The organism is Pseudomonas sp. Z3-6, from assembly GCF_051131985.1.
GTDB classification, from domain to species: domain Bacteria; phylum Pseudomonadota; class Gammaproteobacteria; order Pseudomonadales; family Pseudomonadaceae; genus Aquipseudomonas; species Aquipseudomonas zanjanensis.
Genome location: NZ_CP071644.1, coordinates 796,093 through 820,125, shown reverse-complemented (window position 1 = coordinate 820,125; position 24,033 = coordinate 796,093). Strand labels below are relative to the sequence as shown.

20 protein-coding genes and 1 pseudogene are annotated in these 24,033 nt (G+C 64.1%); 13 read left to right on the top strand and 8 right to left on the bottom strand.

What is annotated here, in order from left to right:
* Window positions 1–16: 16 nt before the first annotated feature.
* Window positions 17–1,150, bottom strand: a complete 1,134-nt coding sequence (ribD, locus tag J3P88_RS03725) for a bifunctional diaminohydroxyphosphoribosylaminopyrimidine deaminase/5-amino-6-(5-phosphoribosylamino)uracil reductase RibD (RefSeq protein WP_434574048.1) — start codon at window positions 1,148–1,150, stop codon at window positions 17–19.
* Window positions 1,147–1,611: a transcriptional regulator NrdR gene (gene nrdR, locus J3P88_RS03720; protein ID WP_163006734.1), complete on the bottom strand. Its 465-nt coding sequence runs from the start codon at window positions 1,609–1,611 to the stop codon at window positions 1,147–1,149. Before nrdR ends, ribD begins: the two co-directional genes overlap by 4 nt.
* A gap of 127 nt (window positions 1,612–1,738) precedes the next feature.
* Here nrdR and J3P88_RS03715 point away from each other — a divergent pair, with 127 nt between their 5' ends.
* From J3P88_RS03715 to trxA, 3 genes are all read left to right on the top strand, one after another.
* Window positions 1,739–2,203, top strand: a complete 465-nt coding sequence (locus J3P88_RS03715; RefSeq protein WP_186707686.1) for a YbaY family lipoprotein — start codon at window positions 1,739–1,741, stop codon at window positions 2,201–2,203.
* Window positions 2,200–2,856, top strand: coding sequence for a 50S ribosomal protein L11 methyltransferase (locus J3P88_RS03710; protein WP_186707687.1), 657 nt, complete (start codon window positions 2,200–2,202; stop codon window positions 2,854–2,856). The genes J3P88_RS03715 and J3P88_RS03710 overlap by 4 nt, the downstream gene beginning before the upstream one ends.
* Window positions 2,857–3,036: 180 nt before the next feature.
* Entirely contained in the window at window positions 3,037–3,909 is an 873-nt protein-coding gene (gene trxA / locus J3P88_RS03705; RefSeq protein WP_186707688.1) for a thioredoxin, read from the top strand.
* Here the strand turns inward: trxA and J3P88_RS03700 are convergent.
* Window positions 3,903–4,250: pseudogene (locus tag J3P88_RS03700) on the bottom strand (hypothetical protein). The gene trxA and the pseudogene J3P88_RS03700 overlap by 7 nt on opposite strands.
* Window positions 4,251–4,370: 120 nt before the next feature.
* On the opposite strand from J3P88_RS03700, the gene J3P88_RS03695 reads away from it, so the two are divergent.
* The 5 genes from J3P88_RS03695 (at window position 4,371) to J3P88_RS03675 (ending at window position 8,584) form a co-directional block, all read left to right on the top strand.
* Window positions 4,371–4,961 (top strand): DUF2796 domain-containing protein, encoded by a 591-nt coding sequence (locus tag J3P88_RS03695; RefSeq protein WP_434574045.1) that lies wholly within the window; start codon window positions 4,371–4,373, stop codon window positions 4,959–4,961.
* A gap of 159 nt (window positions 4,962–5,120) precedes the next feature.
* A complete protein-coding gene (locus J3P88_RS03690; RefSeq protein ID WP_186707691.1) occupies window positions 5,121–5,831 on the top strand; it encodes an ABC transporter ATP-binding protein in 711 nt (236 codons plus the stop codon).
* 1 nt (window position 5,832) lies between these two features.
* Window positions 5,833–7,098, top strand: coding sequence for an ABC transporter permease (locus J3P88_RS03685; RefSeq protein WP_411385768.1), 1,266 nt, complete (start codon window positions 5,833–5,835; stop codon window positions 7,096–7,098).
* 11 nt (window positions 7,099–7,109) lie between these two features.
* On the top strand, window positions 7,110–7,628 hold the full coding sequence (locus tag J3P88_RS03680; RefSeq protein ID WP_434574042.1) for a DUF3299 domain-containing protein: 519 nt from the start codon (window positions 7,110–7,112) through the stop codon (window positions 7,626–7,628).
* A 257-nt stretch (window positions 7,629–7,885) separates the two neighbouring features.
* Complete coding sequence (locus J3P88_RS03675) at window positions 7,886–8,584, top strand: OmpW/AlkL family protein (RefSeq protein WP_186707695.1); 699 nt, start codon at window positions 7,886–7,888, stop codon at window positions 8,582–8,584.
* Between the two features lie 205 nt (window positions 8,585–8,789).
* Here the strand turns inward: J3P88_RS03675 and J3P88_RS03670 are convergent, their stop codons facing one another.
* Window positions 8,790–9,719: an NAD-dependent epimerase/dehydratase family protein gene (locus J3P88_RS03670; RefSeq protein ID WP_434574040.1), complete on the bottom strand. Its 930-nt coding sequence runs from the start codon at window positions 9,717–9,719 to the stop codon at window positions 8,790–8,792.
* The gene (locus J3P88_RS03665) at window positions 9,712–10,596 is read right to left on the bottom strand and encodes a sugar nucleotide-binding protein (protein WP_053188636.1); all 885 of its coding nucleotides are present in this window, start codon (window positions 10,594–10,596) and stop codon (window positions 9,712–9,714) included. The genes J3P88_RS03670 and J3P88_RS03665 overlap by 8 nt, the downstream gene beginning before the upstream one ends.
* A 283-nt stretch (window positions 10,597–10,879) precedes the next feature.
* Between J3P88_RS03665 and J3P88_RS03660 the strand changes: the two genes are divergently transcribed.
* Window positions 10,880–15,193 (top strand): DEAD/DEAH box helicase, encoded by a 4,314-nt coding sequence (locus J3P88_RS03660; RefSeq protein ID WP_434574038.1) that lies wholly within the window; start codon window positions 10,880–10,882, stop codon window positions 15,191–15,193.
* 144 nt (window positions 15,194–15,337) lie between these two features.
* Here the strand turns inward: J3P88_RS03660 and J3P88_RS03655 are convergent, their stop codons facing one another.
* Window positions 15,338–17,425 (bottom strand): mechanosensitive ion channel family protein, encoded by a 2,088-nt coding sequence (locus J3P88_RS03655; RefSeq protein ID WP_434574036.1) that lies wholly within the window; start codon window positions 17,423–17,425, stop codon window positions 15,338–15,340.
* A gap of 288 nt (window positions 17,426–17,713) precedes the next feature.
* On the opposite strand from J3P88_RS03655, the gene J3P88_RS03650 reads away from it, so the two are divergent.
* From J3P88_RS03650 to J3P88_RS03635, 4 genes are read left to right on the top strand one after another with little or no spacing between them, the layout of a single operon-like run.
* Window positions 17,714–18,640, top strand: a complete 927-nt coding sequence (locus J3P88_RS03650) for a DUF72 domain-containing protein (RefSeq protein ID WP_434574034.1) — start codon at window positions 17,714–17,716, stop codon at window positions 18,638–18,640.
* Window positions 18,637–19,449, top strand: coding sequence for an endonuclease/exonuclease/phosphatase family protein (locus J3P88_RS03645; RefSeq protein ID WP_434574032.1), 813 nt, complete (start codon window positions 18,637–18,639; stop codon window positions 19,447–19,449). Before J3P88_RS03650 ends, J3P88_RS03645 begins: the two co-directional genes overlap by 4 nt.
* Complete coding sequence (clsB, locus tag J3P88_RS03640) at window positions 19,446–20,744, top strand: cardiolipin synthase ClsB (protein WP_434574030.1); 1,299 nt, start codon at window positions 19,446–19,448, stop codon at window positions 20,742–20,744. The genes J3P88_RS03645 and clsB overlap by 4 nt, the downstream gene beginning before the upstream one ends.
* Window positions 20,731–21,732 (top strand): lysylphosphatidylglycerol synthase domain-containing protein, encoded by a 1,002-nt coding sequence (locus J3P88_RS03635; protein ID WP_434574028.1) that lies wholly within the window; start codon window positions 20,731–20,733, stop codon window positions 21,730–21,732. The genes clsB and J3P88_RS03635 overlap by 14 nt, the downstream gene beginning before the upstream one ends.
* A 159-nt stretch (window positions 21,733–21,891) precedes the next feature.
* Here J3P88_RS03635 and J3P88_RS03630 read toward each other — a convergent pair whose 3' ends face one another.
* Window positions 21,892–22,650: an alpha/beta hydrolase family protein gene (locus tag J3P88_RS03630; RefSeq protein ID WP_186707711.1), complete on the bottom strand. Its 759-nt coding sequence runs from the start codon at window positions 22,648–22,650 to the stop codon at window positions 21,892–21,894.
* Window positions 22,640–23,743: a DUF3182 family protein gene (locus J3P88_RS03625; RefSeq protein WP_186707713.1), complete on the bottom strand. Its 1,104-nt coding sequence runs from the start codon at window positions 23,741–23,743 to the stop codon at window positions 22,640–22,642. The genes J3P88_RS03630 and J3P88_RS03625 overlap by 11 nt, the downstream gene beginning before the upstream one ends.
* Window positions 23,744–24,033: the final 290 nt, after the last annotated feature.

Below are 24,033 nucleotides of genomic sequence, written 5' to 3'. Positions count from 1 at the left end.
GAGCGAAAGCCGGGAATTATACGCTGGCCGGTGGAACGGGAATGGCGATGACTCGCCAGTCATCGCCCACGGCGCGGATTTCGGTGATTTTCAGCGCCGGGGCGTCTTTCATCTGCGCCAGCGGCCAGTCCAGCAGTGGCCGCGCCGAAGAGCCGAGGAATTTGCCGGCGATGAAAATCTGGAACTCATCCACCAACCCCTGCCGGGCGAAAGCCCCCGCCAGGCGCGGACCGGCCTCCACCAGCACCTCATTGACGCCACGGCCCGCCAGCTCCACCAGCAGGCGATGCAGATCGACCTGGCCGTCATCGCCGGCCACGATCATGCATTCGGGACCGTTGGCGTATTGTTCTTCCACCGCCATGCAGGTAGCGACCAGCGCCGGGCCGGCCTTGAAAAACGCCGCATCCAGCGGCACCCGCAGGCGCCCGTCCACCAGCACCCGCAGCGGCGGGCGGCTCATGACCAACGCGGTCTGCTCGGCATCGAGCCCCAGTTCATCGGCGCGCACGGTCAGCCGGGCGTTGTCCGCCAACACCGTGTCGGCGCCGGTCAGCACCACGCTGGCCTGGGCACGCAGGCGTTGCACCGCCGAGCGTGCGGCCGGGCCGGTGATCCACTGGCTTTCGCCACTTTCCATGGCGGTGCGGCCATCGAGGCTCATGGCCAGCTTGACCCGCACGAACGGCAGGCCCTGCTCCATGCGCTTGAGGAAACCTTCATTGAGCGTGCGCGCTTCGCCTTCCAGCACGCCGCTTTGCGTGGCGATGCCGGCCTGGGCCAGGCGCTGCAGGCCGCGACCGGCGACTTCCGGGTTGGGGTCCTGCATCGCTGCCACCACCCGCGCCACGCCGGCATTGACCAACGCATCGGCACACGGCGGCGTACGCCCGTGATGGCTGCATGGCTCGAGGGTCACGTAGACCGTGGCGCCCCTGGCATTATTGCCGGCGGCACGCAGGGCATGGACTTCGGCATGGGGCTCGCCGGTGCGGATGTGCCAGCCTTCGCCGACCACCTGCCCGTCCCGCACGATCACGCAACCGACCCGGGGATTGGGGTGGGTGGTGTAGTGACCGCGCCGCGCCAACTCCAGGGCACGGGCCATGTAATGGGCGTCGAGGACGGCCTGCTGCGCCGAGGCGGTCATTGTTTCACCGGTTCGCGGGCTAGGCGGTCGATTTCTTCGCGGAACTCGTTCAGGTCCTGGAAGCGTCGGTATACCGAGGCGAAACGGATGTAGGCGACTTCGTCGAGCTTCTGCAGCTCGGCCATCACCAGCTCTCCGACCACCAGGGACTTGACCTCGCGTTCGCCGGTGGCCCGCAGCTTGTGCTTGATGTGCACCAGCGCCGCTTCCAGGCGCTCGACGCTCACCGGACGTTTTTCCAGGGCGCGCTGCATGCCGGCGCGCAGTTTTTCTTCGTCGAACGGCTGGCGGCTGCCGTCGGTTTTGATCAGGCGCGGCAACACCAGTTCAGCGGTCTCGAACGTCGTGAAACGTTCGCCGCAAGCCAGGCATTCGCGGCGGCGGCGGACTTGTTCGCCCTCGGCGACCAGTCGCGAGTCGATGACCTTGGTGTCGTTGGCACCGCAGAAGGGACAGTGCATGGTGGCAGGCAACAAAAAAAGGGAGGGCCATGGTAGCGCATCCCACTGGCAAGACAAGCCATAGGGTTTACGGTATACAGACGGGCTTACCGTCAGATCCATGGAATTCACCTTGCTGGAGCCACACATGCCGCTACGATCGCTCGTTTTGCTCAGTTTTTTCAGCCTGCTGATGGCGTGCAGCAGCGATGCCCCAAAGCCCGCCGCTCCCGCTCCGGCCCCCGCGCCGAAACAGGCCCAGGAAAAGGCCCGGCAAGCCACCGAGCTGGGGCCGCTGCCGGCGCATCAACGTGAGTTGAGCGGCACCTTGCAAGGCGTGCCGGCCGGTGCCGAGGTCGAATTGGCGTTGCTGGTGATCGACGAGAAAGACCGTCCTCAGCAATTGCTCGCCAGTTCCAGCCTGATCGGCACCAATCAGGCCCTGCCCTTCCGCCTGCGCTTCAACCCGCAAGCCTTCCCGGTCGGCGCCCGCGTGGAACTGCGTGGCCGCGCCAGCCAGTCCGGCCAGTTGATCCTGCACTTGCCGGAGCAACGCATCAGTCAACCGACCACCCAGGCGTTGGGCACCCTGCAATTCGTCAAAGCCCCATGAGTGCACCGCAAGACTTGCAACGGGCGTTGAGTGAATTGCTGGGCGACGCGCGCCTGGTGGCTTGTCCGCTACCCGGCACTGATTTGAAGTTGTGGCTGATCGACGGCGACAACATGGACCGCGCCTTCAGCCCGGAAGAAACCCGGCGCATCCTCCACGAGCCGCCCTATTGGAGTTTCTGCTGGGCCAGCGGCCTGGCGATGGCCCGCTACCTGGCCGAACAGCCGCGGTGGGTAGAGGGCAAGCGGGTGCTGGATTTTGGCGCCGGCTCCGGCGTGGCGGGGATCGCGGCGGTCAAGGCCGGGGCCCTGGAAGTGGTGGCCTGCGACCTGGACCCATTGGCGATTGCCGCGTGCCAGGCCAATGCCGCGCTCAACGGTGTGGCGCTGGGTTATTCGACGGATTTTTTCGCCGAGGCTGATCGCTTCGACCTGATCCTGGTCGCCGACGTGCTCTACGACCGGGCCAACCTGCCGCTGCTCGATCAATTCCTCAGCCGTGGCCGCGGGGCGTTGGTGGCCGATTCCCGGGTGCGGGATTTCCAGCATCCGCTGTACCGGCGTATCGAAATGCTCCAGGCCATGACCCTGCCGGACCTGGCCGAGCCGGAGGAGTTTCGGCATGTGAGCCTGTACCACGCGCGGCGCGGCTAAAAGCTTCGCGAGCAGGCTCGCTCCCACAGGGGTCGCATGAACACTTGGGATCCATTGTAGGAGCGGGCTTGCTCGCGAAGGCGTCCTACCAGACACCACAAGACGAAAGTCCTCGCCGCTTTCAGCCACCCCCCACCAAGCCGTATAGTTGCCCCATTCAAGCGCTCTACGAGATTGCCCATGACTCAGGAAACGCCCTACATCTTCGACGCCACCACGGCCGATTTCGATCAGTCGGTGATCGCCAACTCTTTCCACAAACCGGTGCTGGTGGACTTCTGGGCCGAGTGGTGCGCGCCGTGCAAGGCGCTGATGCCGATGCTGCAAAGCATTGCCGAGAGCTATCAGGGCGAACTGCTGCTGGCGAAGGTCAACTGCGACATCGAGCAGGACATTGTCGCCCGTTTCGGCATTCGCAGCCTGCCGACCGTGGTGTTGTTCAAGGACGGCCAGCCGGTTGACGGCTTTGCCGGTGCCCAGCCGGAATCGGCGGTGCGGACGATGCTCGAACCCCATGTGCAAATGCCGCCGCCGGCCGCGGCCGATCCGTTCGAACAGGCCCAGGCGCTGTTCGACGACGGTCGTTTCGCCGATGCCGAAGCCGTGCTCACGGTATTGCTGGGTGAAGACAACACCAACGCCAAGGCCCTGATCCTGTACGCCCGCTGCCTGACCGAGCGCGGCGAGCTGGACGAAGCGCAGACGGTACTCGACGCGGTGAAAAGCGACGAGCACAAGGCCGCCCTCGCCGGTGCCAAGGCGCAGATCCAGTTCCTCGGCTTGGCCAAGCACTTGCCGGACGCCGCCGACCTCAAGGCCCGCCTGGCGAAAGACCCGCAGGACGATGAAGCGGTGTACCAACTGGCGATCCAGCAACTGGCGCGCCAGCAGTACGAAGCGGCCCTCGATGCGCTGCTCAAGCTGTTCGTGCGCAACCGCGGCTACAGCGAAGGCCTGCCCCACAAGACCTTGCTGCAAGTGTTCGAACTGCTGGGCAACGACCATCCGCTGGTGACGACCTATCGCCGCAAGCTGTTCGCCGCGCTTTACTGACCGACCCAACTGTAGAGCGGTGTATCCGCACCGCTCAGCACCTTGACCTCGGCGCTATGGCGCAAGCGCACCAACAAGCGCTTGCCCGCCGAGGCGCTGCCGGTCAGGCCTTCGAGCTGTTCCAGCAGGTCCGGGCCGCTCAGTTATCCGGCCTTGCGCAGCAGCTCCTTGGCGATCTGCCACTGGGCATCATCTTGATTCGCCGGTTTGGCCGCAGGCGCCACTACGCTCTCGGACTTGGCCACTTGCAACTGCGCGCCGAGCTGCGCCCAGTCGCCTTCATCCATTTCAATCGTCAAGTCCACCGGCCATTCGCCGACGGTTCCGCGTATCCGCAACATCACCGTGCTCCTGAATATTTCATGTACGCATGCTCCCATGGCCCTTGCGCGACGCCAAGCAGCCGGTCAAACTCTGCGCACTTTCGTTATAAGATTACATAACCTTTTCGGAGACTCGTCATGCGTCGTCTGCTTCTCGCTTTGCCGTTCGCCCTGCTGCCATTGGCTGTCGCTCACGCGGCGGTGGAGCATGACCACGATCATGATCACGAACATGGCAGCCTCGGCGCCCATGAACACGGCGTTGCTCGACTGAACGCCGCCCTGGATGGCCAGACCCTGGAACTGGAGCTGGAAAGCCCGGCGATGAACCTGGTGGGCTTCGAACACGCCGCCACCAGCGATGCCGACAAAGCCAAGGTCGCCGCCGTACGCGCACAGCTGGACAAGCCACTGGCGCTGTTCAACCTGCCGGCCGCCGCCACGTGCACCGTGGCCCAGCAGGAACTGGAAAGCCCGTTGTTTGGCGATGAACCGGACCACGAAGGCCATGACGAAGACGGCGATGGCGACGAGCACCACGGCGAGCACAGCGAGATCCATGCCCACTATCAGTTCACCTGTGCTGCCCCTGGCGCCTTGAAGAACCTGGACCTGGCCACACTGTTCAAAACCTTCCCGGCCACCCAGAAAATTCAGGTACAACTGATCAGCCCGAGCGGCCAGAAAGGTGTGGAAGTGACGGCCAAGGCGCCAGCCCTGAAATTCTGATTCACCGCAAAACCCAAATGTGGGAGCAAGCCTGGTGGGAGCAAAGCTTGCTCGCGATAGCAGTCCAACCGTCAGCTACCCAGTTGAATGTGATGGCCTCATCGCGAGCAAGCTCGGCTCCCACAGGTCTTCCACAGGTTCCACTTTGAAGCGACAAACATGACCCAAGCACTCATCGAACTGTCCGACCTGGGCTTCAGTTGGCCCGGGCATCCGCCTTTGCTGGATATCCCGGCGTTTCGCCTGGAAGCCGGCGAAACCTTGTTTCTCAAGGGCCCGAGCGGCAGCGGCAAGACCACGTTGCTAGGGCTTCTGGGCGGGGTGCAGACGCCGGATCGCGGCAGCATCCGCCTGCTCGGCCAGGAACTCAGCGAACTGGGCGCCGGCCGCCGCGACCGCTTTCGCGTGGACCACACCGGCTACATTTTCCAGCAATTCAACCTGCTGCCGTTTCTCTCGGTGCGCGAAAACGTCGAACTGCCCTGCCATTTCTCCAAGCTGCGTGCGCAACGGGCCATCCAGCGCCACGGCAGTGTCGATCAAGCCGCCGCCACGCTGCTGGCCCACCTGGGCTTGACCGATGCGAAGCTGTTGGAGCGCCGCGCCGACTCGCTGTCCATCGGCCAGCAACAACGGGTCGCCGCGGCTCGGGCGCTGATTGGCCAACCGGAACTGGTGATCGCCGACGAACCAACCTCGGCCTTGGACTACGACGCTCGGGAAAACTTCCTGCGGCTGTTGTTCGCTGAATGCCGCGAGGCCGGCTCGAGCCTGTTGTTCGTCAGCCACGACCAGAGCCTGGCACCGCTGTTCGACCGCCACCTCTCGCTGGCCGATCTCAATCGCGCCGCCACGCCACTCGAGGTTTGAGATGTATTTGTTCCGTCTAGCCATGGCCAGCCTGGCGAACCGCCGCTTCACCGCGATCCTCACCGCGTTCGCCATCGCCCTGTCGGTGTGCCTGCTGCTGGCGGTGGAACGGGTGCGCACCGAGGCGCGGGCCAGTTTCGCCAGCACCATCAGCGGCACCGACCTGATCGTCGGCGCCCGCTCCGGCTCCGTGAACCTGTTGCTGTACTCGGTGTTTCGCATCGGCAACGCCACCAACAACATTCGCTGGGACAGCTTCGAGCAGTTCGCCAACAACCCGAAAGTGAAGTGGGCGATCCCCATGTCCCTCGGCGACTCCCATCGCGGCTACCGGGTGATGGGCACCACCGAGGCCTACTTCGAGCATTACCAGTACGGCCGCCGGCAACACCTGGAACTGGCCGATGGCCGGGCGTTCGCCACCGATCCGTTCGAAGTGGTGCTCGGCGCCGAAGTCGCCGAAGCGCTGCATTACAAGCTCGGTGACAAACTGGTGCTGGCCCACGGCGTGGCGGCGATCAGCCTGGTCAAGCATGACGACAAGCCCTTCACTGTGGTCGGGATTCTCAAGCGCACCGGCACCCCGGTAGACCGCACGCTGCACATCAGCCTCGGCGGCATGGAAGCGATCCACGTTGATTGGAAGAACGGTGTGCCGGCCCAGGGCAACGGACGCATCAGCGCCGACCAGGCCCGCAACATGGACCTCACGCCCCAGGCGATCACCGCGTTCATGCTTGGCCTCAACAGCAAGATTTCGACCTTTGCCTTGCAACGCGAGATCAACGAGTTCCGTGGCGAACCGCTGCTGGCGATCCTGCCCGGCGTAGCCCTACAGGAATTGTGGAGCCTGATGGGTACGGCGGAGAAAGCCCTGTTCGTGATTTCGCTGTTCGTGGTCCTGACCGGGTTGATCGGCATGCTCACGGCAATCCTCACCAGCCTCAACGAACGTCGCCGGGAAATGGCGATCCTGCGTTCGGTGGGCGCGCGGCCGTGGCACATCGCGACGCTGCTTGTGCTCGAAGCCTTTGCCCTGGCATTGGCCGGGGTCACCGCCGGGCTGGCACTGCTGTACATCGGCATCGCCGCCGCCCAGGGTTACGTGCAGTCGGCCTACGGTTTGTACCTGCCGCTGGGCTGGCCGAGCGAATATGAATGGACGCTGCTGGCTGGCATCCTGGTCGCCGCCCTGCTGATGGGCAGCGTGCCGGCCTGGCGCGCCTATCGCCAATCGTTGGCCGACGGCCTGTCGATCCGTCTATGAGGACCTTGAAAATGCCCCGCGCCCTGCTAGCGCTGTTGATGATGGTCACCCTGCCGTTGTGGGCGGCCGAGCCGAGGGACCTGGCCTGGTCGGAAATGATCCCGCCGGACGCACCGCCGGAAGTGCCGAACATGACGCCGCTGCATGACTTGTCGAAGATGAGTGATGCGTTGGCCGCCGAAGCCGCGCCCGCGGCCAAGCAGGACCTGCCCAACGCCCCGGTGGTCAAGGCCCTCGACGGCCAACAGATTCGCTTGCCGGGCTACATCGTGCCGTTGGAAGTCAGCGAGGAAGGCCGCACCACGGATTTTTTGCTGGTGCCGTATTTCGGTGCCTGCATCCACGTGCCGCCACCGCCGTCGAACCAGATCGTGCATGTGAAAAGCGAAGTCGGGGTCAAGCTTGATGAGCTGTATCAACCGTACTGGGTCGAGGGGCCGATGCAGGTCAAGCCGTCCACCAGTGAACTGGCCGATGCCGGGTATCAGATGGAGGCTGAGAAGATTTATGTGTATGAGCTGCCGGATTGAATCCGGTGGTGATGGGTTGTTGATGAGATAGCTATCGCGAGCAAGCCCGCTCCCACAGGTGATCGGGTTTCTTCAGAAGGAATGCGGTCAACTGTGGGAGCGGGCTTGCTCGCGAAAGGGCCCTCGAAATTGACTCATCATCATTTCATTGAGCTGAGTCAATTAAACACCCCCTGACTCATTGAGCTGTGTCAAAAGACCGGGCCAGACGGCTTCGTACCATGGGACATCAAATTTCGATGCCCTTTGGAGCCCCCATGAACAAGTCCTTGCTCAGCGCGTCCCTCGTTGCCCTCGCCCTCGCGGCCCCGCTCGCCCAGGCCCATACCGCCGGCGACATCATCGTTCGCGCCGGTGCGATCACCGTCAACCCGGACGCCGACAGCTCCAGCGTCAAGGTCGACCGTGGCCCCCTGGCCGGCGCCGACCTGGGTGGCAAGGCGACCATGAGCAGCGACACGCAACTGGGCCTGAACTTCGCCTACATGATCACCAACAACCTGGGCATCGAACTGCTGGCGGCCTCGCCGTTCGAGCACGACGTAAAGCTCAAAGGCACCGCCCTGGGCGCGGCCAATGGCAAGCTCGGCACTCTCAAGCACTTGCCGCCGACCCTGAGCCTGGTCTACTACCCGCTCGACGCCAAGTCGGCCTTCCAGCCTTACGTCGGCGCGGGCATCAACTACACCTGGATCTATGACGAACACGTCGGCAGCGACGCCAGCGCCAACGGTTTCAGCAACTTTCGCGCAAGCAACAGCTGGGGCATGGCGTGGCAAGTCGGTGCCGACTACATGTTGACCGACAACATCATGATCAACGGCCAGATCCGCTACATCGACATCGACACCACCGCCTATGTGGACAACAACGCCGTGGCCGGCGGCACCCGGGCCAAGGTGGACGTCGATGTGGATCCGTTCGTCTACATGGTGGGGTTGGGCTACAAGTTCTAAGCCCCTACGCAATGGTGAGATGACTACACACCCTGTGGCGAGGGAGCTTGCTCCCGCTGGGCTGCGAAGCAGACCCAAAGAATGTGCGACCGCTTCGCGCTCGAGCGGGAGCAAGCTCCCTCGCCACAGGTTTCACTTGCCACAACAGTGATGCATGACTCACAAAAAAGGCGCCCCAGAAGGCGCCTTTTTGTGACCATGAAACTCAGCGCCCCAACAACCGCGCCAGGCCTACGCTCATCGGTGTCTGCTGTGGGAAGTTGAAGCGCTGCAACAGCCGATGGTTGTCCGCCCGGGAATGGCGGATGTCGCCGGAGCGCGCCGGGCCGTAGCTGATCGGCGGCAGGTCGCCCACCACGGCGGCCAGGGCCTGGAGCATCTGCTTGAGGGTCGTGGCCTGGTTCCAGCCGACGTTCACCGCGCCCACTTCCACCTCGGGCTTCTCGATGGCCTGCACCAGCAAGTCCACCAGATCTTCCACATAGACAAAGTCCCGGGTCTGCTCGCCGTCGCCAAACACGGTGATGGGCAGGCCTTTCTGCGCCCGTTCGCTGAAGATGCTGATGACGCCCGAATAGGGCGAGGACGGATCCTGGCGCGGGCCGTAGATGTTGAAGAAGCGGAACACCACCGGCTCCAGGTCATGCTGGCGGCGATAGAAGTCGAAGTAGAACTCGCTGGCCAGTTTGTCCGAGGCATAGGGTGTGAGCGGGGCCTTGGGGGTGTCTTCGTCGATGGGCTCGCCTTCGCCGTTGTTGCCATAGACCGCCGCGCTGGAGGCGAACAGCACGCGTTTCACCCCGCTCTGGCGCATGGCTTCGCAGACATTCAAGGTGCCGATGAAATTGCTCTGGTGGGTGCGCACCGGGTCATCCACCGAGGCTTGCACCGAAGCCACCGCCGCCAGGTGCGCCACGGCGCTGCAACCGGCCATGGCCCGGGCCACCAGCGCGGCATCGGCGACGTCGCCTTCGATCAGTTCGACCGCCGGGTTGTCCAGCGGCAGGTTGCTGCGCTTGCCGGTGGACAGATCATCGAGGATCCGCACCACATGCCCCTTGGCGAGCAAGGCGTCGGTCAGGTGCGAACCAATGAAACCCGCACCGCCGGTGATTAAAACAGGGCCTTTAGCCATGGCGATAAAACCTATCCAGTAAGCCCGGGAGTGCCGCGCGCCAGGCGCGGGGCTTGATCCCGAAAGTGTGCAGAATTTTCTTGCAGGCCAGCACCGCGTGCTGCGGTTCTTCCGCGGCGTCCGGCCGTGCGGCATGAGCCTGGGGGGTGGGCGACTCGATGGCCAGCGGATGCAGGGCGCGGGCTTCGGTGAGGATCGCCTGGCCCAGCGCCAGCGGCGTGGTCGCCTCGTGCCCGGCGTAATGATAGGTGCCCCACAGCGGCGCCGCGCAATCGAGCTGCTTGAGCACCGAAATGATCACCCGCGCCGCATCGTCCACGGGCGTCGGGTTGCCGCGACGGTCGTCCGCCAGCAACAGCTCTTCGGGCTGTTCGGCCCGGGCCAGGAAACGGCCGAGGATACCGTCGGCGCTGTCATCCAGCAGCCAGCCGAAGCGCAGCAGTACGTGTTGCGGGCAGGTGGCGCGCACGCTTTGCTCGATCCGCCAGAGCGCCTGGCCACGCACGCCCAAGGGCACCGGCTCGTCCTTTTCGCTGTAGGCCGTGGCGCGGGAGCCATCGAACACGCGATAGCTGGACGGTTGCAACAAGACGATGTTGTGGTGCTGGCACAGCTCGGCCAGGCGCTCGACAGCGCGCTCCTGGCTGGCCAGGCGCTGCTCGCTGACGGCCTCGGCCTGGAACCAGTCGAAGTAGTACGCCAGGTTGATCAAGGCGTCCGGACGGGTATCGTCGAGCAGTTGCGTCAGGCTCGCGGCATCCCAGCCGTCTTCGGGCGGGCGGGGGGCAAGAAAACCGATGTCTTCTTCTGCACCGAGGCGAATCAGCGCCTGCCCAAGGGCATTTCCGCCGCCCAGTAACATAAGGCGCATTCGCATAAAGTCAGCAGGCCCAGTCTATTGGCACAAGAATTTGGTCGATAACGCCGCAGGCGTTGTCGGAATCGTTGCATTTTGCGGGTTTAGTGCGCAACCGTCATCCGCAATGTGCAGATCCTGGGTTTTGGCCGACTTCAAGGGCCTCTTCGCGAGCAAGCCCGCTCCCACAGGGGAATGCATTCCAAATGTGGGAGCGGGCTTGCTCGCGAAGGGGCACTGGCAGGCGATAGAGATACCCGACGGTACTTGCATCTTCCCCACCCCACCCGCCTAAACTGCCCACATGAATCTGCCCCTTGCAGCCAACCACGCCACGGCAGGCTTTCACCCCGCCGTTCGCGCCTGGTTCAGCCAGACCTTCCCGGCGGTCACGGCCGCCCAGGCCCAGGCGTGGCCGTTGATCGGCCAGCGTCGCTCGGTGCTGGTCGCGGCGCCCACCGGCTCGGGCAAGACCCTGACGGCGTTTCTCGCCGTGCTCGATGACCTGGTGCACCGTGGCCTGGAACAAGGCGGCCTGCCGGACCAGACCCTGGTGGTCTATGTCTCGCCGCTCAAGGCCCTGAGCAACGACATCCAGATCAACCTGCAGAACCCCCTGGCCGGCATCACTGAACAACTGCAGAAAATGGGCTTGCCGCCCTTGCCGATCACCACCGCCGTGCGCACCGGCGACACGCCGCAAAAAGACCGCTCGGCGATGCGCAAGACCGCGCCGCACATCCTGGTGACCACGCCTGAATCCCTCTACGTGCTGCTCGGCTCCGACTCTGGCCGACAGATGCTCGCCAGCACCCGCACGGTCATCGTCGACGAAATCCACGCCATCGCCGCCAGCAAGCGCGGCAGCCACCTGGCCTTGAGCCTGGAGCGCCTGCAAGCCTTGTGCGCCGAACCGCTGATGCGCATCGGTTTGTCGGCCACGCAGAAACCCATCGAAGCGGTATCACGGTTTCTCGTCGGCGAAGGACGCGCCTGTGACATCGTCGACATCGGCCACGCCCGCCCCCGCGATTTGGACATCGAGGTGCCACCGGTGCCGCTGTCGGCGGTGATGGCCAACGACGTGTGGGAACTGGTCTACAACCGCCTCGCCGAACTGGCCCGGGAACATCGCACCACCCTGGTGTTCGTCAACACCCGGCGCCTGGCCGAACGCCTCAGCCGACACCTGAGCGAACGCCTGGGCAAGGACGCCGTGGCCGCTCACCACGGCAGCCTGGCCAAGGAGTTTCGCCTCGACGCCGAACAACGCCTGAAACGCGGTGAACTGCAGGTACTGATCGCCACCGCGTCCCTGGAGCTGGGCATTGATATCGGCGATGTCGACCTGGTCTGCCAGATCGCCTCGCCCCGCTCGATCTCGGCGTTCCTGCAAAGGGTTGGACGCTCCGGCCACCAGGTCGGCGGCACGCCCAAGGGGCGCCTGTTCGCCACCACCCGCGACGACTTGATTGAGTGCGCCGCCCTGCTCGACTGCGTGCGCCGAGGCGAACTGGACATCCTGCACATCCCCAAGGCACCGCTGGACGTGCTGGCCCAGCAGATCGTCGCCGAAGTCAGTTGCCAGGAATGGTCGGAACAGGCGCTGCTGGAAGCCTTCCGCCGCGCCTCGCCTTACGCCGAGTTGGACGAAGGGCATTACCAGGCGCTGCTGCAAATGCTCGCCGAAGGCCTCAATGGCCGCCAAGGCGTGCGCAGCGCCTACCTGCACCGCGACGCCGTGACCCGGACCTTGCGCGGGCGCCGGGGCAGCAAGCTGACGGCGGTGACCAGCGGCGGCACCATTCCCGACAATGCCGACTACAGCGTGCTGCTCGAACCCCAGGGCTTGAACATCGGCAGCGTCAACGAAGACTTCGCAGTGGAGAGCATTGCCGGCGACGTATTCCAACTGGGCAATACCTCCTACCGCATCATCCGCGTCGAGACCGGCCGCGTGCGGGTCGAGGACGCCCAGGGCCAACCGCCGACCATCCCGTTCTGGCTCGGCGAGGCCCCGGGGCGCAGCGCCGAATTGTCTTTCGCCGTGGCACGCCTGCAAGCCCAGCTCGACCACCTGCTGGCCGCCACGCCGGGCCACCTGCAACCGACCCTCGATTGGTTGACCGGCACCTTGCGCCTGAACCTGGCCAGCGCCGAACAATTGGTCGATTACCTGGCCCCGGCGCGCCTGGCCTTCGGCGCCCTGCCGTCCCAGGACACGCTGCTGATGGAGCGGTTCTTCGACGAATCCGGCGGTACGCAACTGATCATCCACACACCCTTTGGCAGCCGCATCAACCGCGCCTGGGGCCTGGCCTTGCGCAAGCGTTTCTGCCGCACCTTCAACTTCGAATTGCAGGCCGCCGCCAGCGAAGACGCCATCGTGCTCTCGCTGTCCACCAGCCACAGCTTCGAACTGGACGAGGTCTGGCGCTACCTCAACAGCCACAGCGCCGAGCAGATCCTGGTCCAGGCAGTGCTGGATGCGCCGCTGTTCGGCGTGCGCTGGCGCTGGAACGCGGGCGTAGCCCTGGCGTTGCCGCGCTACACCGGCGGGCGCAAAGTCGCCCCGCAAATCCAGCGGATGAAAAGCGAAGACCTGATCGCCAGCGTGTTTCCGGACCAGATCGCCTGCCTGGAAAACCTCGCCGGCGAGCGGGAAATCCCCGACCACCCGCTGGTGGAGCAGACCCTCGACGATTGCCTGCACGAAGCCATGGACAGCGAAGGCTGGCTGGCATTGTTACGGCGCATGGAAGCGGGCGAGGTGCGCCTGATCAGCCGCGACCTGCCGGCGCCTTCGCCGCTGGCGGCGGAAATCCTCAGCGCCCGCCCCTACACCTTTCTCGACGACGCGCCACTGGAAGAACGGCGGACCCAGGCGGTGATCAACCGGCGCTGGAGCGATCCACAGGCCACCGACGACCTGGGCGCGCTGGACGCCGAGGCCATCCAATCGGTCCGGGATGAGGCCTGGCCGACGCCGGCCAATCTCGATGAGATGCATGAAGCCTTGATGAGCCTGGCCTGCATCGCCGACAGCGAAGTCGACGCCCACGTGCCGTGGCTGGATTGGTTGCAGGCATTGGCGGCGAGTGGGCGCGCCAGCCACCTGCAGATCAGCGCCGAGCGTGGTTTGTGGGTGCCGCTGGAACGCCTGACCTGCTTGCAAGCCATTTATCCACAGGCCCGGTGGCAACCGGCGCTTGCCCCATTGGCGGGTTTCGATGAGGCCTGGGACAGCGACGAAGCCCTGGTGGAAGTGCTCCGCGCCCGCCTCAGCGCCTTTGGCCCGTTGCCGTTGAAGGCCATCGCTTACCCGTTGGGGTTGTCGACTCCACAGGCCACCCAAGCCCTGGCGCAGCTTGAGCAGCAAGGCTACGTGCTGCGCGGGCGGTTCACCCCGGGCACCGGGCAGGAGGAATGGTGCGAGCGGCATCTGCTGGCGCGGATCCATCGCTACACGGTCAAGCGCCTGCGCCGGGAAATCGAGCCGGTGATGTTGCAGGACTTCATGCGGTTCCTGTTCGACTGGCAGCACCTGTCCTCGTCCACTCAGGGCCGGGGCAATGCCGTGCTGCCGTCGATCCTGAGCCAGTTCGAAGGCTACCCGGCCGCCGCGTCAGCCTGGGACAGCGACCTGTTGCCCGGGCGGATCAAGGATTATTCGCCCAGTTGGCTCGATGAACTGTGCCGCAGTGGCAAATGGGTATGGACGCGCCTGAGCGCGCGCCAGAAACCGTCTGCCACGGCCCTGCGCAGCACGCCGGTGGTGTTGCTGCCCCGCGGTCAGGTGGCGTTGTGGAGCAGCCTGGCCGGGCAAGTGCCCCTGGATGAGCTGTCGCCCAAGACGCAAAAAGTCCATCAGGCCCTCAGTGAACACGGCGCGCTGTTTTTCGATGAGCTGGTCCACGAAGCCCACCTGCTGCGCAGCGAACTGGAAATCGCCTTGCAGGAGCTGGTGGGCGCCGGGTTGGTGAATGCCGACAGCTTTGCCGGCTTGCGCGCCCTGATTACGCCGGCCAGCAAACGCCAGGCCCGTAGCAGCCGGCGCGGGCGCGGCGCGTTTGTCGGCGGCATGGACGACGCCGGACGCTGGGCCTTGTTGCGCCGCAGCCCACCCGCCCCCGTGGAGGGCAACCGCCCCGTGCCCACCGCACCAGAGACGTTAGAGCACATCGCCATGACTTTGCTGCGCCGTTACGGCGTGGTGTTCTGGCGCCTGCTGGAGCGCGAGGCCGACTGGCTGCCGAGCTGGCGCGAGCTGCTGCGCACCTTTCATCGCCTGGAGGCGCGGGGCGAGATTCGCGGCGGGCGTTTTGTCAGCGGCCTGGCGGGCGAGCAATTCGCCCTGCCCGAAGCCATCCCGCTGCTGCGCGAAACCCGCCGCCGTCCGACTGACGGCAGCCTGGTGGCGGTGTGCGGGGTCGATCCGCTGAACCTGGCCGGCACCTTGCTGCCGGGGGCAAAAGTGCCGGCGCTGGCAAGTAATCGGCTGGTTTACCGGGATGGGTTGCCGGTGGCGGCGCTGATTGCCGGCAAGCAGCAGCTTTGGGTGGAGTTGGATGTTCAAGGGATGGCTGAACTGAGGAACAAGCTCATTCAGAAAGGTTGAGGGTGCCTGGGCTGTCCCCTTCGCGAGCAAGCCCGCTCCCACATTGGACCTCCTGTGTACTCAGACTCTGTGTTCACTCTCGATCCAGTGTGGGAGCGGGCTTGCTCGCGAAGAGGCCATAAGCCCCATTACAACATTCAGCAGCTATTGAGGTTGATCAAGTGCTCCATCTCCCTCCTGCCGCCTATCCATCAACCGCTTCGGCATCACCACCTGCTGTGGATAAGTCTGCGCAAAATGCACCGCCGGGTGGTTATCCACAAGCTTTTTCAGCCGCTGGTTGAACGCCCGGCTCACCGCATACTGCCCACCCGACACGGTGCGGAACTGCGCCGTGAGTACCACGCCGTTGAGGTCCATCTTGTCCACGCCGAACACATCCAGCGGCCCTTGCAGGTTGAACTTGAGGAACGGGTCCTCGGCAATCGAACGCCCGGCTTCGCGAATCAACTCGATGGCCTCGTCCACGTCGGTGTCGTAGGTGAATTGCACGGAGAAGAACGCAAAGGCGAATTGCCGGGACTGGTTGGTCACGGCCTTGATCTGGCCGAACGGCACCGAATGCACGAACCCCTTGCCGTCGCGCAGGCGCAGGGTGCGGATGGTCAGGCCTTCGACGGTGCCGGCGTGGCCGGAGCTGAGCACCACCCAGTCGCCGATGGACAGCGTGTCTTCGATGATGATGAACAACCCGGTGATCACGTCCTGCACCAGTTGCTGGGACCCGAAACCGATCGCCAGCCCCACCACCCCGGCACCGGCCAGCAATGGTGCGACGTTGATGCCCAGGTTGGCCATGGTGGTGATAGCGCAAATCACCACCAGGATGATTTTCGCGGCGTTGCGCAACAGCGGCAGGATGGTCTTGACCCGGGTGCTGGGCTGGCGCGCGCCGCGCTTGTTCAACGGCGGCTTCAAGGCTTCCTGGATCGCCGTGTCGAGCACCACCCAGGTGAGCCAAGTCATCAGGACGATCAGGCCGATGCGGCTCAAGGAATCACTGATCGCCCGACCTATGGCATTGCGCGAGGCGAATTCGAACAGGGATATCCCCCAGATTCGTCCGAGAATTTCAATGAATGCCACCGCCATGACGATGCGTAGCAAGGCGTGCAGCAGACTCAGCAAACGGCCCTTGTAGGCGCTGTTGCGCTGGATGGCTTCGGCCTTGGGCGACTTGAAGACATGTTGGAACACGGTGCTGAGAAACACCGTGGCGATCAGCAGGATGGTGGTGAACAAGGCACAACGCAGGGCTTTCTGGTTGTCCTCGCCGACGCCGATCAGGCTCACCGCCGACACCAGCACCATCAGCAGGATCGGCCAGTACCAGAGCCCGGAGAAAATCCGCAGCGACTCCTGCAAGGCCGGCTGTTTCAAGCGCTGGGCCAGCGGGCGGTTGCGAATCAAGTGCGCCACTGGCCGGCGCATGTGAATCACCAGCCAGCCAAAGATCATCGACGCCGACAGCCCGGTGAACACCGCGACGCTGCTGGTGATGTTACCGCCCAGTTGCCGGGCGATCTGCGGGCTGGTCAGGGCATCGCTGAGGGCGGCGAGAAAGCCGATCAGAAACAACGGCCGCGGGCTGAAGCGCCGAATGATCGCCACCGCGCGACGCTTGTGCCCGGCGTTGAACATGACGATCACGCAGAGCAACACCGAGGTGGAGAAAATACCGCTGCTGGTGGCGTAGGCGAAGCACAGCGCCAGGGCACGACCGACCGAGACTTGCAGAAAGTGGCTGATATAGAGGGTCAGCGGCAGGCACGCCACCGCCGGCAAGGTATAGGGCAGCAGATAACCGAGCAGGTCGTGCACGCGCTGACGGGTACGCAACCAACGGCGCCGACCGAGACGCCGCACCAGCAATCGCGCGCCAGCCCATAACAGCGCAAACGTCCCCAGCCACACGCCGGAGAGCAAGAGGAAATCCCCCGCCACGCGCCAGGACGACCGGGACGTCTGGTCCACCAGCCGGTCCACCTCGTCCGCCGCCCGGTCCGCCCGCAGGCGCCAGGCATCCACCAGGCTCTGGTTGAGGTCGAGTTTGTCCTGGACGTCGTCGATGCTCGAACTGATGGCCCCCAACAACCCGCCCTGCACCAACGGCGCGGGCTCGGCGGGCGGTTCGTCGGGCTTGGCGGTGCCAGGGACAGCGACGGTCCCGTAGGCGCTGGTGCCGGTCATCGCCAGCAATAACAGCAGCAATACAGTGCTCAATCGAGACAAAACGCGAGGCTCCTTTGCACGGGGCGGTAAGGAACTGATCAATATTGGGCCGGCAAGTTCGCCCGGAAGATCAATACAACCACTGTGGCGAGGGAGCTTGCTCCCGCTGGGGCGCGTAGCGGCCCTGTTTTTTTGGGGGCTGCTGCGCAGCCCAACGGGAGCAAGCTCCCTCGCCACAGAATCCGCGTCCCCCCTCTTCCGTCGGTAAGACCATCGAAACTTTCCAGCTCGCGCGGCGGTCATCAAAAGACACAGGCGGTACGAGGTCATTGGCACGGGGAGGGATACATGACGGCGATCCACATTGGTATTTCCGGCTGGCGCTACACGCCTTGGCGGGGGGACTTCTACCCCAAGGGGCTGACCCAGAAACGGGAATTGCAATTCGCCTCGCGAGCGGTCAACAGTATCGAAATCAATGGATCGTTCTACGCCCTGCAACGCCCCGAACGGTATGCCCAATGGTATGCCGAGACCCCACCCGGCTTCGTGTTCAGCGTCAAGGCCCCGCGTTTCATCACCCACATCAAGCGCCTGCGGGACATTCGCAAGCCGTTGGCCAACTTCTTCGCCTCCGGTGTGCTGGAGCTCAAGGAAAAACTGGGGGCGATCCTCTGGCAGTTCCCGCCCAGCTTCAAATTCGACCCTGGGCTGTTCGAGGACTTTCTCAAGCAACTGCCCCACGACACCGAAGGCGCCGCCGCCCTGGCCCGAGAGCACGAGCCGCGCCTGGACGGCCACGCCAGCACCGAGACGGATAAGAAACGCCCACTGCGCCACGCCGTGGAGATCCGCCACGAAAGCTTTATCGACCCGCACTTCGTCACGTTGCTCAAGCGCTACGACGTGGCCCTGGTGGTCGCCGACACCGCCGGTAAATGGCCCTATCGCGAAGACGTCACCAGCGATTTCGTCTACCTGCGCCTGCACGGCGCCGAGGAGCTGTACGCCAGCGGCTACACCGACGAGGCGTTGAAGCGCTGGGGCGACCGGATCGAGGCCTGGAGCCACGGCAAGCAGCCGAGCGATGCGCACCTGATCGACCCGGACAAGAAACCCCGGGCACGCAAGAGCCGGGAAGTGTTCTGCTATTTCGACAACGACATCAAAGTCCGCGCGCCCTACGACGCACGTCATCTGCTGGAGCGCTTCCATCTGGACAAGGACCTCGCCACCGCGCCCGGCGAGCGTCCGGCCGAAGGGGTGCTGCCATGAACCGTCCAGAACACAGCGAAGCGACCCATGAGCCGACCCAACAACGGCCCCACGATCTCGACCCGGTCAGCCGTTTCACCGTGCTGACGGTCAATACCCACAAGGGTTTCACGGCCTTGAACCGGCGCTTCATCCTGCCGGAGCTGCGCGAAGCGGTGCGCAGTGTCTCCGCCGACGTGGTGTTCCTGCAGGAAGTCCACGGCACCCACGAGCACCATCCCCAGCGTTACAGCAACTGGCCGAGCATGCCGCAATACGAATTCCTCGCCGACACCCTCTGGCCGCAGTTCGCTTACGGACGCAATGCGGTATACCCGGCGGGCGACCACGGTAATGCGCTGCTGTCGAAATTCCAGATCATTCGCCACGAGAATCTCGACGTGTCCATCAGCGGCCACGAAAGCCGCGGCATGCTCCACAGCGTGTTGCGCCTGCCAGGCGGCGAAGGGCAGGAGGTGCATGCCATTTGCGTGCACCTGGGGTTGCGCGAAGGCCATCGCGTCGAGCAATTGAAACTGCTTTGCCAGCGCCTGAGCGAATTGCCGTCCGACGCGCCGGTGATTGTCGCCGGCGACTTCAACGACTGGCGCGGCAAGGCCAACGACCTGCTCCAACCCTGTGGCCTGCGAGAGGTATTCGCCGAACAGTGGGGCAAACCGGCCCGCAGTTTCCCGGCACGCCTGCCGATCCTGCGCCTGGACCGCATCTATGTGCGCAACCTCAAGGCCCATCACGCCAAGGTATTGAATGTACGCCCCTGGTCGCACCTTTCCGACCACGCACCGCTGTCGGTGGAGATCGAATTATGAGCGCGACGATGAACAAGGCGACGATGGAAAAGATCGAGGTGCCGCCGACCGAACGCAACCCGGCGCTGGCCGACATCGAATACGGCTGGCACGGCAACAACCGCGTCATCCTGCTGGAAAATGGCGAGGAATATTTCCCACGGGTGTTCGAGGCGATTCGCCGTGCCCAGGAAGAAATCCTCCTTGAGACCTTCATTCTCTTCGAGGACAAGGTCGGCTGTGAACTGCGGGATCTGCTGGTGGATGCGGCCCGACGCGGCGTGCGGATCACCGTCAACCTCGACGGCTTCGGCTGCGGTGAGCTGACCACCGAGTTCCTGGCGTCGTTGAGCGACGCCGGGGTGCGCTTGCAGATGTTCGACCCGGCGCCCCGGCACTTGGGGATCCGCACCAACTGGTTCCGTCGCCTGCACCGCAAGATCGTGGTGGTGGACGGGGTGATTGCGTTCATCGGCGGGATCAATTTTTCCGCCGACCACCTGGGGGATTTCGGCCCCGAGGCCAAGCAGGATTATTCCGTGGAGGTCAAAGGCCCGGCGGTGGTGGATATCCATCACTTCGCGCTGTTGCAGAGCGGCCGGCCCGCCCGGGCCAAGTATTGGTGGCAACGCCGCCGCAGCCGGCGCAACGAGCTGGCGTTCAGCGACCATGACGGCCAGGTGCGCCTGGTCTACCGGGACAACCACGAGCACCAGACCGACATCGAAGAGGTCTACCAACAAGTGCTGCGCAGCGCCAAACGGCGGGTGGTGATCGCCAATGCCTATTTCTTCCCCGGCTACCGGTTGCTGCGCGAGATCCGCAATGCCTCCCGGCGCGGGGTGGAGGTGCGGCTGATCCTGCAAGGGCAGCCGGACATGATGATCGCCAAGCTCGCGGCGCGGATGCTTTATGACTATCTGCTCAAGGCTGGCGTGACAATTTACGAATATTGCGAGCGGCCGCTGCACGGCAAGGTCGCCCTGGTGGATGAGGACTGGAGCACCGTCGGCTCGAGCAACCTCGACCCGTTGAGCCTGTCGCTGAACCTGGAAGCCAACGTGCTGATCCGCGACCGGGCGTTCAACCGCGAGCTGTTCGAGCGCCTCGATCACCTGAGCCGCGAACACTGCACCGCCATGCCCGAAAACCATGCACCCCGGGGCCTGCTGTGGCGCATGACCATCGGTTTCATGGTGTTCCACTTTCTGCGTCATTTCCCGGCCTGGGCCGGCTGGTTGCCGGCTCACAAACCGCGTCTGAAACCTTTTTCACCGCCAACGGCGGTCCGGAGCGAACCCCATGAACCACTCTGAAGCGCACACCGCGCCGAGGGATGCCCATGCGCCGGAGCAGGCCAAGCCCAAATCCCGCTGGAGTCGCTGGAAACGCCCGCTGACCCTGGCGTTCTTCCTGCTGCTGATCGTGCTGTTCACAGCCTTGGCCCGGCGCATCGACTGGTCCGAAGTGTTTGCCACCCTGGCCGATTTCAAGGTGCGCACCTTGATCATCGCCGCCGCGCTGACCATCACCAGTTTCATCACCTATGCCTGCTTCGACCTGATCGGCCGCACCTACATCCGCCAGAAACTCGGTTGGCGGCAGATCCTGCCGGTGGGGGTGATCAGCTACGCCTTCAACCTCAACCTCAGCGCCTGGGTCGGCGGCATCGCCATGCGTTACCGGCTGTATTCGCGACTGGGGGTCAGTAGCGGGAACATCGCCAAGATCCTCGGCCTGAGCCTGGCCACCAATTGGTTCGGCTACATGACCCTGGCCGGGGTGGTGTTCAGCAGCGGCCTGGTGACGATGCCGCCGGGCTGGAAACTCAGCAGCACTGCACTGCAAGGCGTGGGCGTGCTGTTATTGCTGGCAAGTGCCGCGTACCTGGCGGCCTGTCGGTTTTCCAAGCGTCGGGCCTGGACCGTGCGCGGCATGGAAATCAACCTGCCGTCGCCACGCATGGCGGTGCTGCAACTGGCCTTGGGCGCGCTGAACTGGTCGCTGATGGCGGCGGTAATCTTCACGTTGCTGCCCAGCAAACTGGATTACCCGGTGGTACTCGGGGTGTTACTGATCAGCAGCATTGCCGGGGTCATCACTCATATTCCGGCGGGGCTCGGGGTGTTGGAGGCGGTGTTCGTCGCCCTGCTGCAACACGAGGTGTCGCGGGGCAGCCTGCTGGCGGGGTTGATTGCCTACCGGGCGATCTACTTCATCCTGCCGTTGCTGATTACGGTGGTGATGTATTTGGTGATCGAAGCGAAGGCCAAGGCGTTGCGGGTCAAGCCTGGGCTCAAGTGATGGGTCGCCTGAATGATGAGTTGCTTGTGCGGGCCCCTTCGCGAGCAAGCCCGCTCCCACAGGGATTTGTGCTGGGTACAAATTTTTTGTTTCTCGTAGATCCAGTGTGGGAGCGGGCTTGCTCGCGAAGAGGCCCACACAGACGATACACCCCCCCGATCACCGCGCCTGAATAATGCTCAACCGCTCTCCCACCACCATTTCCGTGATCCAGTCCACCAGGATCGAGGTGTAAGCCTGTTGTGACACGGGGTCGCTCAAGGCATGGTCGGCGCCGTCGATGATCCGGTGCGTCAATGAATGGGTCTGCTGGCACGCCGCTCGATAACTCATGATCGTGGCATGGGGCACGTAGGTATCGGTCTCGGATTCCACCAGCAACACATCACCGGTGAACTGCGAACACGCCTGCAAGGCGCGATTGGTGCTGGCGTGCACCAGGGTGCTGCGGTAATCCAGCAGGTCGGTCTTGTCCAGGTCGCGCTTGGGGGTGTGCCACTGCTCGTCGCGGTACAGCGCCGGCACCCGCAGGGCGAGCCAGCGCACAGGGCGCAGCGACGTCAGGATCGAGGCCAGGTAACCGCCATAACTGGTACCCACCACGGCAATCGCCGACGTGTCCAAGCCCGGATGGGCGAGCAAGCGGTCGTATGCCGCCAACAGATCCCGCAGGTTGTCCTCGCGGGTGACTCGGGACAAGGGAATCCCCGCCCCGCCGGTGTGCCCGCGCAAGTCGAAGGTCAGGCACACGCAGCCGAGGCCGGCGATGCCTTTGGCCCGTTCCAGGTCCCGTTCCTGGCTGCCGCCCCAACCGTGTACAAACAACACGCCAGGGACCTTCGACTTGGGGCTGAGGAAGGTCCCGTTCATATGCTCGTCATCAATTGCAATCTGGATCGTTTCGCTTCTAGCCGTCATAGGATTGAACCGTTACGTATTTGAGTAGGAAATCACCGTTTTCCGCCGCGCCGCGATACACCTCCCTGGCACCGGTCGGCAGCGGTTGGTCGCGGTAGGTCTCCACCGAGGACACCCGCACCGCGCTGGTTTCAGGCGTTTCGACGAACACCTGCAAGGCCGCCAGCTCGGCGCTGCTGGCCCCGCCCATGCGCCAGGATTGTTCCAGCACACCGCCACGGGGCTGGCCGGCGGCATCCAGGCCTTGGGCGATGTCGTAGTTGCGCCGCGACGCAAAAAAGCTCGGGTAGGCCTGGTTGGCGGCGTCATCGAACACTTGTGCCAGGCGCACCGCCTCGCGCACATCGTCGGGCAGTTCGAGCCTGAGCAACTCTATATAGCCGCCCTGCACCACCAGCAGGTCCGACCCGCCATAAACCTCCAGCCCTTGGCTGTCGTGGGTCAGGTGCTGCACGCCGCAATAGCTCATGACCTTGCCGTTGATGAAGCTCTGGCCGACGCTCTGGGTCTTGACCTCGTTGAGGTGCTGTTCCAGCACCACCCCTTCGCGAAACAGCGCCTGGGCGTCAGGATCGGCGACGATTTCATCGAACTGCGCCAGGCTCTTGATCAGCCGTTGGCCACGCCCGGCACAGGCGTGGATCGGCTTGAGGCGGATCGGCCCGGTGTAGAGCAAATGTTCGGCGGCCGGACGCGCATCCTTGAGGGAAAAGACGGTCACACCATCAAGCACCGCGCCGCGGGTGAGCTTGGCAAACAGGGGCGACCAGCCTTTGGGCGCCACAGCGTCCTTATTCAACAGACCGTGGGTAATCGCCTTGGTGCAGATAAAATCGTGCTCGACGTACCCTCCCCACACATCCTCCGGCCCCTTGATCCCCAGGCGCATCAAGGCTTCAGGGCCGATCAGGGTTTGTGTGGGCAACAGATATAGATCATGACCGGCCTGGGAATCATGACGGTCGCCGCATTCCCATCCCAGGATCTGTGCCAGCCACTGGGCCAGTGCACGGTTGGTCTCGACTTCATGACGCGGCGCTTGTGGATTGACCGAATAGGCCACGACCCGTTTGTTGCGATTGACTGATGTCATGCGGTGCCCTTTTTCCTGCGCTCGATGGCTTGAGAAAAGGGAAGGTGCAGAGATCAGGCCAACGGTGACATGAGCGATGAGTGTCAGCCAAGCGGGCGCATTGTGCGCAATTGATAGCACCTGGCCTGTTTCATTCTGCACGACCCATGGCAGGCATCCCGCAAATTGCACGATGCCAGCCTGCAGCCACAGCCTCCAACCTGTGGCGAGGGAGCTTGCTCCCGCTGGGCTGCGCAGCAGCCCCAATATATCAACTGACACACCGCGGTGAGTTCCTTTGGGGGGGCGCT